Source organism: Paenibacillus sp. ISL-20 (assembly GCF_018613005.1).
Lineage (GTDB): Bacteria > Bacillota > Bacilli > Paenibacillales > Paenibacillaceae > Paenibacillus_AQ.
Genome location: NZ_JAGGRD010000001.1, coordinates 384,175 through 399,128 on the forward strand (window position 1 = coordinate 384,175; position 14,954 = coordinate 399,128).

General features: G+C 49.0%; 8 protein-coding genes. 4 read left to right on the forward strand and 4 right to left on the reverse strand.

What is annotated here, in order from left to right:
• Positions 1–157 precede the first annotated feature (157 nt).
• The 3 genes from J7E85_RS02130 to J7E85_RS02140 all read left to right on the forward strand — a co-directional run bounded on the left by J7E85_RS02130 (position 158) and on the right by J7E85_RS02140 (position 8,150).
• Complete coding sequence (locus tag J7E85_RS02130) at positions 158–1,555, forward strand: protoporphyrinogen oxidase (RefSeq protein WP_215154462.1); 1,398 nt, start codon at positions 158–160, stop codon at positions 1,553–1,555.
• Positions 1,552–2,115, forward strand: coding sequence for a DUF1697 domain-containing protein (locus tag J7E85_RS02135; protein WP_215154463.1), 564 nt, complete (start codon positions 1,552–1,554; stop codon positions 2,113–2,115). The genes J7E85_RS02130 and J7E85_RS02135 overlap by 4 nt, the downstream gene beginning before the upstream one ends.
• Before the next feature lie 812 nt (positions 2,116–2,927).
• Entirely contained in the window at positions 2,928–8,150 is a 5,223-nt protein-coding gene (locus J7E85_RS02140) for an S-layer homology domain-containing protein (protein ID WP_215154464.1), read from the forward strand.
• Between the two features lie 107 nt (positions 8,151–8,257).
• On the opposite strand, the gene J7E85_RS02145 is transcribed toward J7E85_RS02140, so the two are convergent.
• On the reverse strand, positions 8,258–9,487 hold the full coding sequence (locus J7E85_RS02145) for an aminopeptidase (RefSeq protein ID WP_215154465.1): 1,230 nt from the start codon (positions 9,485–9,487) through the stop codon (positions 8,258–8,260).
• A 166-nt stretch (positions 9,488–9,653) separates the two neighbouring features.
• Here J7E85_RS02145 and J7E85_RS02150 point away from each other — a divergent pair, with 166 nt between their 5' ends.
• Positions 9,654–11,234 (forward strand): MDR family MFS transporter, encoded by a 1,581-nt coding sequence (locus J7E85_RS02150; protein ID WP_215154466.1) that lies wholly within the window; start codon positions 9,654–9,656, stop codon positions 11,232–11,234.
• 234 nt (positions 11,235–11,468) lie between these two features.
• On the opposite strand, the gene J7E85_RS02155 is transcribed toward J7E85_RS02150, so the two are convergent.
• The 3 genes from J7E85_RS02155 to J7E85_RS02165 form a co-directional block, all read right to left on the reverse strand.
• Positions 11,469–12,290: a carbohydrate ABC transporter permease gene (locus J7E85_RS02155; protein ID WP_213644379.1), complete on the reverse strand. Its 822-nt coding sequence runs from the start codon at positions 12,288–12,290 to the stop codon at positions 11,469–11,471.
• Between the two features lie 16 nt (positions 12,291–12,306).
• Positions 12,307–13,266, reverse strand: coding sequence for a carbohydrate ABC transporter permease (locus J7E85_RS02160; protein WP_215154467.1), 960 nt, complete (start codon positions 13,264–13,266; stop codon positions 12,307–12,309).
• An 80-nt stretch (positions 13,267–13,346) separates the two neighbouring features.
• On the reverse strand, positions 13,347–14,603 hold the full coding sequence (locus J7E85_RS02165; protein WP_215154468.1) for an ABC transporter substrate-binding protein: 1,257 nt from the start codon (positions 14,601–14,603) through the stop codon (positions 13,347–13,349).
• Positions 14,604–14,954: the final 351 nt, after the last annotated feature.

A 14,954-nucleotide genomic window follows, 5' to 3' on the forward strand; every position in this document is an offset into this window, starting at 1 on the left:
GTGGGAAGTCGATGACTGTGTGAACGATTCTGTTCACAATATTGAGGGAATGGCGGCCCTCGAAAGAACGGACTCTATGATATACTTAGAAATTGGATACAATGGTAACAAACATGATGAAGATGTTATGAACCTACATAATAGAGGTGTATGTACAGTGACAACTACCGTAGTCATCGGCGGCGGCATTACCGGACTTTCGACCTTATACTATTTGCAAAAAGAGTTAAATCGCCATCAACAGGATATGGAATTGGTGCTTATCGAGGCAAGTGAAACGCTGGGAGGCAAAATCCGAACCGTTCAGAACGGTGAATTTATTATGGAAACCGGAGCGGATTCGATCGTATCCCGGAAAACGAATGTGGCACCACTTCTGGAGGAGCTTCAGTTAACAGACCAGGTTGTGTATAATGCCACGGGGACTTCGTTCATATATACGACTGCAGGTTTGAAAAGAATCCCGGATGAGAGCGTATTCGGCATACCGCTAAGCCTGAAATCCTTGGCGGAAAGCGAACTCGTGTCTGCCGAGGGGAAGGTGGAGGCGCTCAAGGACTACTACACGCCGAATGAAACGTTTACCAAGGATGATTCTTTGGGCGAGTTCCTTGAAGCCTTCCTTGGCAAGGAAATCGTTCAGAATCAGATCGCTCCGGTCATATCGGGCGTATATTCTGGAGAGCTTCATGATCTCACCATTGCGTCTACGTTTCCTTATATACTAGAATACAAAAATGTACACGGTAGTATCATGGGTGGTCTAGCCGAGCATAAACAGAAGTTCCTGAGCTCAGGTAATAAGAAGTTTGTTTCCTTCCAAGACGGAGTCTCCGTATTGATTGATGCACTGGAACGGACCGTGATACAAGCAGGCGCGAAGATATACAAGGGCGTTTCCGCAGAGAAGCTGGAGAAAATGGCTAACGGTTACGGGATAACATTGGCAAATGGCGAAAAGCTTGAAGCTGATTTTGTTGTATTAAGCACAATGGGATCCGCCGCGAAGGAGCTGCTGCAAGATCCGCTGCTTAACGAGGACTTTGACCAGCTGTATACCAAATCGCTTATCAGCGTGTATCTTGCCTATGATATTCAAGACGAAGAGCTTCCCTACGATGGAACGGGATTCATTACGGCCAAGGGAACCCAGTTAAAGTGTGATGCTTGTACCTGGACGAGCCGGAAATGGGAGCATACTTCCGAGAACAAGCGGTTATTAATGCGATTGTTCTACAAGAGCTCCAATCCGCATTATGAGGAGTTCATCCGATTATCCGATGAAGAATTGAAACGGGTCGGGATGGAGGATATCAGCCAAAGCCTCGGCATTAAGGCAGAGCCTATTTCTTGTGAAGTCACTAAATGGCATGATAATATGCCGAATTATCATTTGAAGCACCGGCAAATCGTGGAGTCATTAGAGCATAAAATGGGTGACCTGTACCCTAACGTTATGCTTGCGGGATGCTCCTATTATGGAGTGGGTATACCAGATTGCATTGCGAACGGGGAGAAGACGGCAGGTCTGATCGTGGAAAGGATGCTTGGATGACAATTTATATCGCGTTGCTCAGAGGGATCAATGTCGGCGGACATAACAAAATCAAAATGGCCGATCTAAGGAAGATGCTTGAACGCATGGGACTAACTCGCGTGCAGACCTACATCCAGAGCGGAAACGTGCTCTTCGAATCTGCGGAATCCAAGGAAACGCTGCGCGTCCAAATGGAACAAGGCATTCTTGAAACGTTCGGCTTCTCGATATCGGTGATCCTTAGAACCTCTGAGGAAATCGAGGGGATCGTTCGGAACTGTCCATTTTCGGAAGAAACGATACGTCAAGCGGAGGAAGCATCGGAGTTTGAGAGCCTTTATGCTGCCATGCTGCCGGAAGCGCCTGCTGCTGAGGATGTGGAGAAATTAAGGCATTATGTAAACGAAAAGGAAACCTTCGAGGTTATTGGTGAAGATGTTTACTTACTGTTTAAGGAAAGCGTTCGGAATTCCAAGCTGGCGGTTCAGTTGACGAAGCTCGGCGTACCGATGACAATGCGGAATTGGAAAACCATGAACAAGCTGGTACACCTGTCCCAGACAATGGAGAGTGAGTAGTCGCCATCATTTATACAAATGAAGGGGGACATAGGCTGATCTCAAAATTCGAGAGGAAGTTCAGGCTAAAGTGTTTCACTTCACGAGGAACGGGTAAATATAGAACAAGTGGGAAGTGGTATTGTCAATCGACGGACGGAAGAACATGATGTCATTCCGAAAGGCAGTTGATTCACCATGAACACTCGCAAAAGGAGAAGGAGAGCGAAGTTTCTTCGATTCTTTTCAGGTAAGGCACCCTAGCAATTGGAAAATAGCTGCATAATGAATTTTAAATCGCTTCCCACTGATAAGGATCCTGCGAAATCATTCGCGGGGTCTTTTTTTTGTGCGGGAGACCGGAGTAATTGATAGTATCTGAATAAGCTGAAGCTCATTTCATGAAAGAGGATCTTGACGGATGCTTGCCCAAAGATGAACCGGATAAGACGTGGATAGTCTGGAAGTAATGGGTTTTATACGCTATGCTGCCCCCGCTTGTGGACCTTGAGATAGGGGTACCTACTTAATGTATAGTAATGAATATCTGTTAACAAATTGTCCTATTTTACTAGATATTTAACTGATCCCGGGACTTGTGAATCATTTATCAGATTTTACATAAATCGGTTTAAAAATCAAAGGGAATATGCAATTATTGATCTAGGAGGTGAGGGTGCTACATTGATCTCTCTTGGGGACAGCCTAAATCGGATATAGTGAGGGATTTGATATTGAAAGCGCTTTAATTAAAATTTGGAGATCCCATGGAGACCTGGAGAATTGGGAAACTGAATTGATTGTTCAAAAAATCATTTCTAGGAGGTTTTCCATTGTCCAAGATCGTCCTGAATCGATGTATATCCTGTTTCTTGATTCTCTGTATCGTGTTGTCGGCCTCGTTTGCCGGTTTCCCAGGACAGGCTTCAGCCCAGTCATCCAACGCACTGAACAACGTACCTGAACTGCTGATCACCGAGCTTGTCCCTGATTCTACGAATGTAGGAACCGCCGATGGTTATGAATTTATTGAAGTATATAACAATACCGACCAAGACATCGATTTCAGCCATTACAAAATTCGTTACCGTTACTTGGAGAGTGATACCCTCTGGGCTCATGTACCCGATGAGGTGATGATTCCATCCAGAGGCACGCTGGTGTTCTGGATTATTAACGCACAGAACGGCAATTCAACGATTGCTGATTTTAATAAAAATTACGGCACCAATCTGATTGAAAACACCGATGTCGTCAAAATATTCTCAGGCGGCATGTCCAATTCACGCATGCGGGAGCTCGTGGTTGTGACGAACACCGGCCGTCCGATCGTATCCGCATTTTACAATGACGGAGATGTTCATAACGCCGCCGATCAGGGGATCTTCTATAAGTACCCGGAGGATGGCAGCCTGAAGATGCAGCGGATTTCCCAACTGGAGCATAAGGCTACGCCGGGTTCGCTGCAGCATTCCGAGGTACCTGCGGAGCCGGTACATATTGATGTGACCAAGGAACCAACGGTCACCAACCGGACGACAACGACGAATGTGACGCCGGGCGAAAATCTGGAGATTCTCGCAGAAGCGCACGATGATCGTATGGTTACTTCGTTCGCGTTATCTTATCGTGTCGATGGACAGAACGATTACAAAGTCGTACAGCTTCAGGAAGGAAAGCAAGGCTTCGGTCATACGATTTCTTACCTGGAGCTGCTGGGACACACCAAGCTGGAATATTTTTTCACGGTGTCCAACACCTTTAAGGAAGTAACGAGTCCCAAATACGAAGTCGATCTCACGGGGAATGGTGCCAGCGCCAGCCTGAATGTTGACGATCAACAGACCGTCACCGGGATAACCTATATTCGGGGTGCAGCAGGTGGGGTAGAACCTGCAGATCTTGAGCTTCATATCGACGGTCAGCCGGTTCAAGGTACACCCGTTATGGAGCATTCCGCTTATTTTGTTTTTGAAGGCGATGGTATTGACGATGGGATCAACACGGTAACCATCGGCAAGAATGTTCTGTTCAAGACCGAGGCGAACATTGACGGCTATCAAACCATCGTTGTCCCCATCGAACCGCAATGGTTGATAAGCGGCACAAACGAAATTACCCTTCGGGCCGGTGATAATGAGAAAACCTATTTCGAGGATGACAAGCCGACCGGAAATATGGATGACTTTAATGCCCGCAATGTACGGCTGTTGTTAGGAGATGGGACAGAAATCCGGGATCCGCAATTTAGCGATCCTGCGCTTATCCATGACCTTGGTGACGATGGACGGTTTCTGCCTTTTGTTGCATTTCAATTCGATATTCCAGCCGATAAAGTAAAGGCCCTGTCTTACGCATGGGATACTACGACGGTTACAGACGGGCAGCACAAGGTTGAATTGAATGTAAAGGGGAAGTCTGAAGCATCTGCCATTGTTCAGGTAGATAACAATGGACCGGTAATTAGCTTGACCGTTGAAGAGGGGAAGAGCTATAAGGGAAGCATTCCGATCGATGTGACTGCAGAAGATAGCGTATCCGGCGTGGAACAGGTGAAGGTCATGCTGGATGGTCGAACCATCCAGGTGCCATACGATACTTCATCATCCGAGCTTGATCCAGGTGATCATAAGTTGGAAATCCGGGCAGTGGACAAGATCGGCAACATCTCGGAACGTACGGTAACGTTTAACACGACACCGGAGCATCCGAATGCACCTGTATTGGTCTCACCAGCAGATATGGAGAGCGGAACCGGGTTGTCGCCGGAACTGAAGGTTCAAGTCAGCGATCCATCGGATGACGAGCTTGAGGTCTCCTTCCATCAGGCGTATCCGTATCATGCATTAAGTGGCGATCGAGTAAAATTATCCAAGAACGCCTCGGATGAAGAGCCACCTAAGGACAGGTTCCCGGTGGGCGAAACTGCGCTAACTGCAGAGGAATTGAAGCTGGTAGCAGAGTCCAACGATCAATATGTCACGGTGGATTCCACGTCTAAGTTTCCTTATATCCGGTTTGAGGTAGAGCTGGAGCATGCCGTGGAGCCGGGTGACAGCGTTGAAGTGACTTGGGAAGGACACACGGTGCCCGGTCGTAAGGTCACGATGTATGCGTGGAACCCCAACCAGAACAAGTGGACGGAAATTACCAAACATATTGCCCAGTCTGAAGATGATTTTACGCTACGAGGCGAACTGATGGCAGCAGACTACGTCCAGAACAGCAAAGTGGATGTCATCGTACAGGACGAAATTCCATCCCGTGGGGATTATGATTACACGTTTGTATGGGTATCGGATACCCAGTTCTTAACGGAGCTGTACCCGCATATTCAGCAGAAGCAATTCGACTGGATTGTCGATTCCATCGATGATATGAACATCAAATATTTGTTCCATACCGGTGATATCGTGAATGATCCGACAGCTGAGTATCAATGGAAACGTGCCGATGATTACATGAAGATGCTGGAGGATGCAAATCTGCCGCATGGCGTGCTCGCCGGAAATCATGATGTGGGAAGTTATGATTGGGATTACACGACCTACAGTCAATATTTCGGGGAGGAGCGTTACAAGAATCAGCCATATTACGGAGGTTCCTACAAGGACAATCGCGGACATTATGACCTTGTCTCCGTTGAAGGCAACGACTTCATCATGATGTATATGGGATGGGGCGTTGAAGACGAGGACATCAAGTGGATGAACGAGGTTCTCGCAGCGTATCCGGACCGTACCGCATTCCTGAATTTCCATGATTATATGCTCGCGAACGGAACTCGTTCCGGTATAGGTAACAAATTGTACAAGGAAGTTGTCGTTCCGAATCCGAATGTGGTTGCCGTTCTGAGCGGCCATTACACGGGAGCCAGTCTGCTTAAGAATGAATTGGATGATAATGGTGACGGTATTGCGGACAGAACCGTGTATCAGATGCTGGCAGACTACCAAGGACATGCCGATGGCGGCAGTGGTTACTTGAGATTGCTGCATTTTGATAAGGATAGCAATCAGATTTACGTAAATACGTACTCTCCTTATCTGGATAAGTACAATTATTATACAAATGGCTCGGATGAGTTCAAGATGAATCTGGATCTTGAACCGAAATTAAAGCGCGTAGCAACCGATTCGATCCAAGTAAATCATCTGAGAGGAGAGTCTATCGGTACACCGCAGAACGTGGCTAGCGGCACTGAGGCTACTCAACCGTGGACAGGACTGCAATCCGATGGAACCTATTCGTGGTATGTCGTCGCACAAGACAAATTCGGGGGAAAAACCCTTTCGGATGTGTGGACATTCACGACAGATGGTGGGAATCTCAACGCTCCAACCAACCTGAAAGCACTGAATGTGACATCGTCAACAGTTCAAATCGGTTGGGATCCCGTAAACAGTCCAGACCAACAAGTCGTGAACTTTAATGTGTATCAGGATGGGGAGCGCGTGGCAACGGTCACGGATAACGTATATGAAGCGACAGGGCTAACCCCGGACACGCTGTATGAATTCAAAGTAACCGCCGTGGACAAGCAAGGCACGGAATCGGCTCCTAGTGAGGCCTTAACGGTCATCACTCAAGCCGTAGAAATTCCGGGTGCACCTGTATGGACAGCTGGGGAGCTTGAGTTTTCGGACATCACGTCAAACGGCGTATCCATGAGCTGGCCGGATGCGACCGCAGTTGATGGCGTGGATGGATATCGTGTATATCTGAAAGGGCGGAGTGAACCGGTTGTTACCGTGACAAATGATGTGTATTCACATACCGCTTCCGGTTTGGAGCCGGACACCCGATATCATTTTACTGTAAAAGCCTATAACGCTGCAGGAGAGAGCGTCGGACTTCATAACTCAGTCACAACACCAGCAGCAGCAGTAGACAAGAGCGAGTTAATCGGATTAATCGCATCGGCACAGCTCAGGCTCGACGAAACCCGGGAAGGCACATCGCCGGGGCAGTATCCGGCCGCAGCAAGGTCTGCACTCCGTGCTGCCATTGAAAGAGCCAGCGCCATAGCGCAACAGGATCATGCCACTGCCAAGGCAGTAGAGAATGCGATCACTGCTCTGCTAGCCGCGATCCGTACCTATAACGCATCGGTTGTACCTTCAACGGAGAATCCTCCATCATCGGGATCAGAATCAGGATCGGGGTCCTCTGGAGGATACGTATTATCTGGAGACAACCTTTTAAAAGAACTTGAAGTGATCATCGGCGGCAAAGCAGCTGAACTTACCCCTGCATTCAATGAGAACAGAACTGAGTACCGACTTGAGACGGAAGCCGAATCTGTGCAGCTCCGTGTTCATGCGGCGCATAGCAAAGCAACAGTCCTTCTGGGAGAAGAACCCCTGAAGAAGGATCAGGTTATCGAGCTGAAGGAAGGGGATAACCTGTTGAAGCTGGTGATTCGGGCGGAGAACGGGACGACCCGAACCTACCAGTTAACCATTCACCGTAAGGCGAAGCGGGGGACCGAAGAACCGAAGCCGGAGCCAAAGCCGGTGATGTTAACAGACATCGCAGGACATTGGGCTTCGTCGGCGATAGAGGAAGCGGTTCAGCTCGGTATCGTTGGGGGTTATCCGGATCATACCTTTAAACCGGACCGACAAGTAACACGCGCCGAATTTATGGTCATGATGGCCAAAGCACTCGATGGACAAAGGGATGCTGGGAAGCTGGATTTCAAAGACAGTTCCCAGATCGGATCCTGGGCGCTTGAAGCGATTCAATGGGCCGTATCCGAAGGTATTGTGAAGGGATATGAAGACGGCTCATTTAGACCGAATCAATCCGTCAACCGTTCTGAAATGGCGGTCATGATCGCACGTTATCTGGGCCTTGCCTTACCAGAAGCAGAAACGGAATTCCGTGATCAGCAAGCCATTCCAGCTTGGGCAGAGAAGGAAATCGCTGCCGCCACTGCGGCTGGCATCGTAAATGGCCGCTCGGGTAACCGGATTGCTCCACGGGACTCCGCGACCCGGGCGGAAGCCGTCATGATGATTCTTCGTATGCTGGAGAACGTGAAGAAGCAGTAAGAAATAAGAACAAATAAGAGGCTGACACTAGAGCTGGAGCTTTAGTGTCAGCCTCTTTTTAGGTTGAAGGCTAATGGAAATTCATGTTAAGGGTATGGAGCAATGAATTAAACCCACCGTCCACCGCGAAATACAGGTTCAATCGTGCCGTCAGCCAGCACACCGTCAATGTCCAGTTCAGCCGAACCGATCATGAAATCAACATGCGTCAGACTAACATTGGCTCCGCGAGCGATGAGTTCTTCCTTGCTCATCTTGGTACCGCCCTCGATATTGACAGGATAGGCGCTTCCCAGCGCAAAGTGGCACGATGCATTCTCATCGATACCGGTGTTATAGAAGACGCGGTTCAGCTGGGAGATTGGCGAATCATGCGGTACGAGTGCCATTTCTCCTAGATAGGACGCGCCTTCGTCTGTTTCCAGCAGTGTTGTGAGGTGCTCCCGCCCGGATTCGGCTTCATATTCGACAACTTTGCCGTCCTTGAACGTGAGCTTTATGCCTTCTACCAAGCGGCCGTTCAGATTAAGCGGTAGTGTACTGGTTACGGTCCCGTTTACGCCTGTACGGTGCGGCATCGTGTAGATTTCTTCGGTCGGCATGTTTGCCACGAAATATACGCCGGCTTCATTCTCGTCGCCGCCGCCAAGCCAGAGATACCCTTCCGGCATGTCCACGCGCAGATCCGTTCCCGGCGCACGATAGTGGAAACTCTTATAGCGTTTGGCATTCATGTGATTCTGGCGCAGTTTCAGCTGAGCAATATGATCACGCCAAGCGGCAACCGGATCTTCGCTATCCACTCGATTCATCTGGAATACCGCATCCCACATCGCTTGAATACGATCCTCTTCCGGAAGATCCGCGAATACCTTATCGGCCCAGGCACGGGTAGGTGCCTTAATGAGCGACCAGCTGATTTTATTGTTGCGCACATAAACTTGGTATTTTTCGTTAGCTACGGCAGCGGCTTTCACGGCTGTAGATACTTTGGCTGAATCAATGCCGCGGAACAGCTCCGGATCCGGAACCTTAATGCGCAGAATGGCTCCTCCACCTTCTGCAAGCTGCTGCATGGCGTCTGCCTGCCACTGCGGATAATAACCGAAAGAGTCAGCGAGTGCTTTCTCGTAGCGAATGCGGGTGATTCTCTCATCATCCCAGTCGACTTGTACATATTTGGCCCCTGCATCGTATGCTTTGGCCACGATGTGGCGTGTCAACTCTACGGATTCGATTGGAGCATTGACAATCAGTACTTGGCCCGGTTGAACGTTTACGCCTACCTTAACGACCAGCTCCGCGTATTTCTCCAGATTTTTCTCGAAATTGTCCATATGTAGATTTCCTCCATTTCAGATGTACACTTTATTTTAACATGTTTCCTCTGTGTTCGAAAAAAAGTGGAATCAGGACAAAAGTGTGACAGTCAGCTGTCATATTTTCTGAATTACAATGACGACAGTAAAGAAAGAAACTTACTTAGAAGGAGTGTTTGGGAACGTGAAGACACAATCGACCAACAAATTGCCCATCGTGCTCGCAGGCCTGCTGCTCGGCATCTTAATGGCCTCCATGGACAATACAATCGTAGCGACCGCAATGGGGAATATCGTCGGGGAGCTCGGAGGACTTGATCATTTCGTATGGGTGACCTCCGCTTATATGGTCGCTGAGCTAGCGGGAATGCCAATCTTCGGCAAGCTGTCCGATATGTATGGGCGCAAAAAGTTCTTTATATTCGGGATGATTGTATTTATGCTGGGTTCCGTGCTGTGCGGTACGGCGAACTCCATTACAGAACTGGCGCTATATCGTGCCGTGCAAGGTATTGGCGGCGGTGCGCTGATCCCGATTGCATTCGCAATTATGTTCGATACGGTTCCCCTCGAAAAGCGGGGTAAGCTCACCGGGTTATTCGGAGCCGTGTTCGGATTATCCAGCATATTCGGACCGCTTGCAGGTGCGTATATTACGGATCATATTACATGGCAGTGGATATTCTATATTAATTTGCCAATCGGCATCGTGGCTTTCATGATGGTTACGCTGTTTTATAAGGAACAGCATGAACGTTCCAAGCAGCCGATTGATTGGATGGGAGCCACTACACTCCTGACGGGCGTCATCTGTTTCATGTTTGCTTTAGAGCTTGGCGGCAAGCAGTTGGCGTGGAATTCCTGGATTATCCTGGCGTTGTTTGCAATGGCGTTTGTCATGCTGGTTCTCTTCGTGCTTGCTGAGAGAAGGGCGCAGGAACCGATTATTTCCTTTCGTTTATTCAAGAATAAACTCTATACATCCAGTGTGCTGTGCGGTTTATTCAGCGGAGGATCGTTCATTGTGGCTTCCGTATATATTCCGATCTTCATTCAAGGGGTACTCGGCGGAAGCGCAACGAACTCGGGGCTCGTCCTGTTGCCAATGATGGTGGGTTCGGTCATCACGGCTACAGTCAGCGGTTTTCTGATGAGCAAAATATCGTATCGCAACATCATGATCCCGACACTTGTCCTGTTCACGGGAGGGATGGTGCTCGCTTCGACGCTAACTTCGGAATCCAGCAGGTTCATCGTAACCCTATACATGGTACTGATCGGGCTTGGCATCGGCGGATCGTTCTCCGTGCTGAGTACAGCCGTCATGCATGGCTTATCCTATAAACAGCGCGGGATGGCGAGTTCGACCTTTAACTTCACGAGATCGCTTGGAATGACCATTGGAATAACGGTGTTCGGGTTGATACAGAGCCGATCCTTCACCGGATCCCTGTCATCGGGAGGAGTGAACAACGGTGGACTTCCTGAAGGATTTGATTTGAAGGATCCCCACATCTTATTGGCGCCGGAGACAAGGTCGCTGATTCCGTTAGAGCTGCTCAAACCGATCTCCGACAACCTCGCTTCCTCCATTGCCATTACATTTGCCTGGGCTGTCGTTCCTGCAGCATTAGCGCTTGCGGCAGCAACGTTAATGGGCCGTAAAAAGTTGGATGAAACAGCGGAGTTAAAGAGGGAGGCGGCGGTTGGTTCAGAAGAGGAGGGAGAAACTCCGGATAATGAAAAGCTGGTGATGGTGCCGTAGCGTTTACGGTATGGCGGAATGAACTGGATCAAAATAATAATGATTTGTCTCATAAACGGATTTGCTCATTGGACTGATGGTTCGTCAGGTTGATAACCATGTGCTATGAAATAATGGCGGTGCTCAGGATGTTATCCTTTGCACCGCCATTTCTTGCTTTTCGGCCGGTTGCCCTTAACTGAATAAGAGGGCATCCCGCCAGAACCAAGACCTTTTGGGACATCCCTCTTACCGTTAACTCTTAATGGCACCCGCTGCAATATCGGAAATGAATTGCTTGCTGATGAACAGGAACAAGACGATCAGCGGAATGACGGCTAGCAGCGTACCGGCAATGACCATCGAATAGTCGGTCGTGTATATTCCGTTCAATGAGGAGAGCGCAACCTGCAAGGTGAATTTGTTCTCATCATTTAGAATAATAAGCGGCCACAGGTAGTCATTCCATACGCCGATGAACGTGAAGGCGGCCAGGAACGATAAGGCGGGACGCAGAATCGGCAGCGATATATTCCAGTAGAGGCGGAAGAATCCGCAGCCGTCGATTTTGCCTGCATCCAGCAGCTCTGAGGGTACCGACTCCTGTGCATATTGCCTGATCCAGAAGATCCCGAAGGCGTTTACCATTCCGGGAATGATCAACGCTTTATAAGTTCCTACCCATCCGAACTCTGCCATAATGACAAACGAAGGTACCAGGGACAACTGGGCAGGCGCCATCATGGTGGCAAGCAGCAGCACAAACAGCCATTTTTTGCCTGGGAATTGGAATTTAGCGAACGTGAATCCGGCCAGGGAATCAAAGAATAAGACTAACAGCGTACAAGCGGAAGCCACGAACAGGGTATTCCAGAAGGCGCCGAAGAAATCAATGCTGCTCAGCACCCTCGACACGTTATCAAGCAAGTGAGGACCGAACCATAGTTTCGGGGGAAAGCTGTAAATGTCCGAAGTGGTTCGCGTTGCCATGACAAGCAGCCAGTAGAAGGGGAAAATCGACAGCAGCAGTCCGGCGATTAACCCGATGTGAAGGAATATGGATTTCCATTTGAACATACGATTCACCCCCATTTCAGTCATTGGACGGACTGCTCTGCACCATTTTCCAGTTCACAATGGAGAAGAGTGCAATGAGCAGGAACATTCCCCAGCCCACGGCAGCGCCATATCCGAAATAGTTATTCACGAAGGCTTCGCGGTACAGGTAGAGGACGATGGTCATACCGCCGCCGCTGACGCCGCCATCATTGCCGACAAGTACCTGCGGTTCGGTAAAAATCTGCATCCCGCCGATGGTCGAGGTGATGACCGTGAAGAGAATGATGGGCCTTAGATTGGGAATGGTGATCTTGAAAAAGGATTGAATGCCGGAGGCCCCGTCGATTTTGGCTGCTTCGTACAGGACGGTCGGGATGCTCTGCAGCCCGGCAAGATAGATAATGGCGTTATACCCTGCCCATCTCCATATGACCATGACCGAAATGGCGAGCTGTATGCCCCATGTCTTATTCAACCACTCGATAGAGTTCAGGCCGAGCAAGGACAGAATATAGTTGAGAAGGCCGTAATTGTTCGAGAATACGGTGCCGAACACGATGGCAACCGCCACGAGTGAGGTGACATTCGGCAGGAAATAACCGATCCGGAAGAAGGTGCGGAACCGGACAAACGATGCATTCAGCAGGAAGGCAACGACCAGTGCAAAAAACAGCATCGGTATCGTGGAGTAGATCCAGATGATCAGCGTGTTGCCAACGGCTCTCCAGAATTCCGGATCGGTGAGCATGAATTGGTAGTTACCCAGCCCGTTATAGGACATCTCGCCGATGCCGTCCCATTTCTGAAAGGACAGGAACATTGAGAAGGCAATCGGGAAGAGGCCGAATATGGCAAATAGAATGTAAAAAGGGGAGATCGCCAAATATTCTTTGCGGTGTTTCCATATCTGTGCAGACAGGCGGTCTTGAGATTTCGGATGCTTAGGAACAGGCTTCTGTTCCACGGGTGTATGATTCAGCATTGGATTATCCATCGTACTGTAACCTCCTCAAGCGGTTGGTATTTAAGTACTTATAGCAATCGAGAAACATACAGGTAAGAACCGGATCCGGGTCAGCGCAGCAGTTCTTTTTTGACCCTGGCCAGCGCGTCTTCCCAGGCTTTATCAGGATTTTTGCCTTGGAGCGCAACGGATGACAACTCTCGATTGACAATGCCGTTTACATTAGCGAATTTACCACCGAAATAAGCAGGTTTGACGTTACGCGCAGAGTCCGAGAACACCTCGCCAGTTGCCTGATTCCCGAAAAATTCCTCGGGCTCCTTCATCACGGGGGCATCCAGCGCGTCTTTGGCGGAAGGGAAAAGGTTGATCTTCTTGAAGGATTGAACCTGATTTTCCGGATTCTGAATATATTTCATTACTTCAAATGCTTCCTGCGGATATTTACTCGTCTTCATGATGGCCAGGAAGGAGCCGCCATTGTTGCCATCCCCGCCAGGGGCGCGTGCGACTCTCCATTTACCGCTGGTATCCGGCGCCGCCTGCATCAATATTTCCTTCATCCATACCGCACCGACAAAGGAAGCGACCCGTCCATTGTTCATGGCGGCATTCCATTCGGAGGAGGAAGTATTGGCGTTAGCGCTCAGCTTCATCTGTGAAGCCTTCACCGCCGTATCCCAGGCCGTCTTCATGGAGGATTCAGGTGTTTCGCCGATAAACGTATTGTCCTCGGCAAAATATATGCGTTCAGACTGAGCATTCATTTGCGTGTAAATGTTGGTGATGTTGTCAAGCATTTTCACTTTTTGATCAAAATGCTCCTGCAGCTTCTGCCCGGCTTCGAAATATTGATCCCAGGTGCCGAGCTGCGCGTGGACATCTTCCGGTTCGGTTGGCAGCCCGGCTTCCCCGAACAAATCGGCCCTGTAGTATAGGGCGGTTGGCCCCGTATCGATCGGAAGGGCAATCATGGCGCCTTCCGGGGTAACGCCAAGCTTCCATTTCCAATCCAGGAAATCCGGCTCAATCTCCTTGGCGCCCAGCTCATACAGATCGTAGAAACGATCCGAACTCGTAAACAGCTCTGCCACCCAGTCGTTAAAAGCGACGATGTCCGGTCCTCCGGAACCAGCCGCCAGCGTTGTTTTTAGCTTCGATTTGAAGTCGCCACCGATTTTTTGCGCATCGATTCGGATCCCCGGAAACTCCTTTTCAACGGACTTAATCAGCTCATCGTCCAGGCTTCGGTTCCAATACCAGAGTGTAAGCGTTTTCGTTTTTTCGGTGGAAACATTTCCAGCGCAACCGCTGATGATCATAACAAGAATCAGTAACCCCAAGCTAATCATCCTACGTGTATTCACTATCGTCAGCCTCCTAACGTGGTGAAGTCGGTGATGCTTAAATCTTATTCAGTTACCAAGCTTGCGTGAGTATAAATATATGTTTACGTTTATAAACATTAGACTAAAAATCGAAACATTCCATAAAAAGGAATAATAAATGGACAACCAGGGGCATTATCACGGATCGATCAAGTCTTTCTAATATATCATTGCCTCCTCCTTCCATAGGTTCGTTAGTTATGTCATGCTCATCGTTAATATCCCGCATCACCTGCACGAATGGGTTCGATCGATGATGCTTGGAATCGGATGACCTCCTTTCTTTGACTTTCTTGTATAATAGCTTCAAACTATTCTCAGTATAAGTTA

What these genes read in the sequence shown, in the direction of transcription:
- J7E85_RS02145 (WP_215154465.1), bottom strand. Translation starts at nt 9,487, where the DNA reads ATGGACAATTTCGAGAAAAATCTGGAGAAATACGCGGAGCTGGTCGTT.
- J7E85_RS02160 (WP_215154467.1), bottom strand. Translation starts at nt 13,266, where the DNA reads ATGGATAATCCAATGCTGAATCATACACCCGTGGAACAGAAGCCTGTT.
- J7E85_RS02135 (WP_215154463.1), top strand. Translation starts at nt 1,552, where the DNA reads ATGACAATTTATATCGCGTTGCTCAGAGGGATCAATGTCGGCGGACAT.
- J7E85_RS02155 (WP_213644379.1), bottom strand. Translation starts at nt 12,290, where the DNA reads ATGTTCAAATGGAAATCCATATTCCTTCACATCGGGTTAATCGCCGGA.